The sequence below is a fragment of the Mycoplasma sp. AC1221 genome, from assembly GCF_054353815.1.
Genome location: NZ_JBTHHH010000029.1, coordinates 1 through 1678, shown reverse-complemented (window position 1 = coordinate 1678; position 1678 = coordinate 1). Strand labels below are relative to the sequence as shown.

At 22.2% G+C, this 1678-nt stretch carries 3 protein-coding genes; all 3 read right to left on the bottom strand.

Annotated elements, in window-relative coordinates; translation table 4 throughout:
* Positions 1 to 583: hypothetical protein (locus tag ACXYRK_RS04145; RefSeq protein WP_458618255.1), on the bottom strand; the 583-nt coding region annotated here is incomplete at its 3' end.
* Between the two features lie 286 nt (positions 584 to 869).
* Positions 870 to 1091, bottom strand: coding sequence for a hypothetical protein (locus ACXYRK_RS04140; protein ID WP_458614571.1), 222 nt, complete (start codon positions 1089 to 1091; stop codon positions 870 to 872).
* Positions 1084 to 1476 (bottom strand): hypothetical protein, encoded by a 393-nt coding sequence (locus ACXYRK_RS04135; RefSeq protein ID WP_458614570.1) that lies wholly within the window; start codon positions 1474 to 1476, stop codon positions 1084 to 1086. The genes ACXYRK_RS04140 and ACXYRK_RS04135 overlap by 8 nt, the downstream gene beginning before the upstream one ends.
* Between the last annotated feature and the right edge of the window lie 202 nt (positions 1477 to 1678).

Here is a 1678-nt window from a genome sequence, read left to right as displayed (position 1 = left end):
TTACTTTATCATTTACCACATCCATAATTAGTTGATATAAATCCCCGTTATAATTTCTTTCACTAACATCGATATTTAATGCAGTCCCTTTTAATTTCGCATCAGCAGGATGAAAATTAAATTCTTCTTTTGCTCATTTTTCAAACCTTGCTTTTTTAGTTTGATACAAATTATCACTTTGTATTTTAGCATCATACGCTTTAATAATCGTATTATAATCATTTAAATTCATATATGGATGACTAATATGTGCTCTTCAATTTTGCACATCAGATATATCATAACTTTTTAGAACATAAGAAGGCTTAGCAAACCAATAATCCCAATCTTTTAAGAACGGATTATTATTTTTATTTATCTCCCCTTTATAATATAAATCTTTTACCTTATATTGATTCAGAAAATTATTAACTTCATTTTCTTTTATTTGTTGTAGCGTTAATTCTTTTTTAACACCACCCCCGGGCACTTTTTCTTTTTCCCCAGGCGACATCTGCACAGTATTTACAAATCCACAAGAAACAGCAGCGGCAGGACTCAAAATCGATCCCATTAAAAATAAAAATTTTTGTTTAAATTTCATAATTAAATAATCTCCTATAATTTATTTCATAAATTATATACTTTTTTTATACTTTATCAACATTTTTTTTATAGTTTTTGCTCGCATTCTTCATAAAATAACAACTATAACAATATTAAAAAAGATCAATAAAGAAAAAATTATTTTAACAATGTTTTTTGTTTTTTCACTTCATTGATCATCTAAATAATTTACACCATATAAATAAATACCAAAAAACCAACTAATTAATACTAAAATAACAGTAATTACAATTAAAAATTTCTTTGATAAATACCATTTTAACTTAAAACGGTCTTTTGCTTCGTTCATCTTTTTGCGATTCTTTATACTCATATTTTTTACCATAATTTTTTGCTACCGTAGTAACTTGTAAAATTTCGATATTATATTCATTAAAATTTAAATATTCTTTTGCTTTTTTATACGTTTTACAAAAACCAATAATCTTGCGAGTTTCATTTTCAAACACCTGCAGCACTAAATAATTACTTTTTAAGTTATACATCATTTCCTTTAAAAATATTTTTATAATCTTTTAATACATATCTTTTTTTATTTAATTTATTTATATAATAAATTTCTTTAATGTTATTTCAACATTCTTTTTCAAACATTTTTATATCATTTATATCTAATATCGCTTTTTGTATTTGTTTAATTTCTGCCCAATATTCTAAAAATTTTTCTTTTACTTGCTCTATATTTAAAATATTAAACGACTTAAAAACTAAGTGTCCATCTAAATAATATTTACCTTTTATTTTATAAACAAACTTTTCAAAATTATATGCTTTTACAATTATCTTTTTAGTAGCAACACAAAAATTACATAACTTACTTATATATTTACCTCGAAAATTTTTTATTAAATAGATTCTATTTGAATCCATATGAAAAAAATATAAATATTTCATTTTTACCTTTCTATATAATTATTTTGCTATTTTAGCAGAAAGGAGGGTCTTATTTATAAACTTTCTTATAACGATATCGAATCAAAATTTGATAATTACTTTAAAAAAAGAAATATTACCTTTAAAAAATTACCATACACTAAAAAATATAACTTACAATACTTTTTACATTATCAAT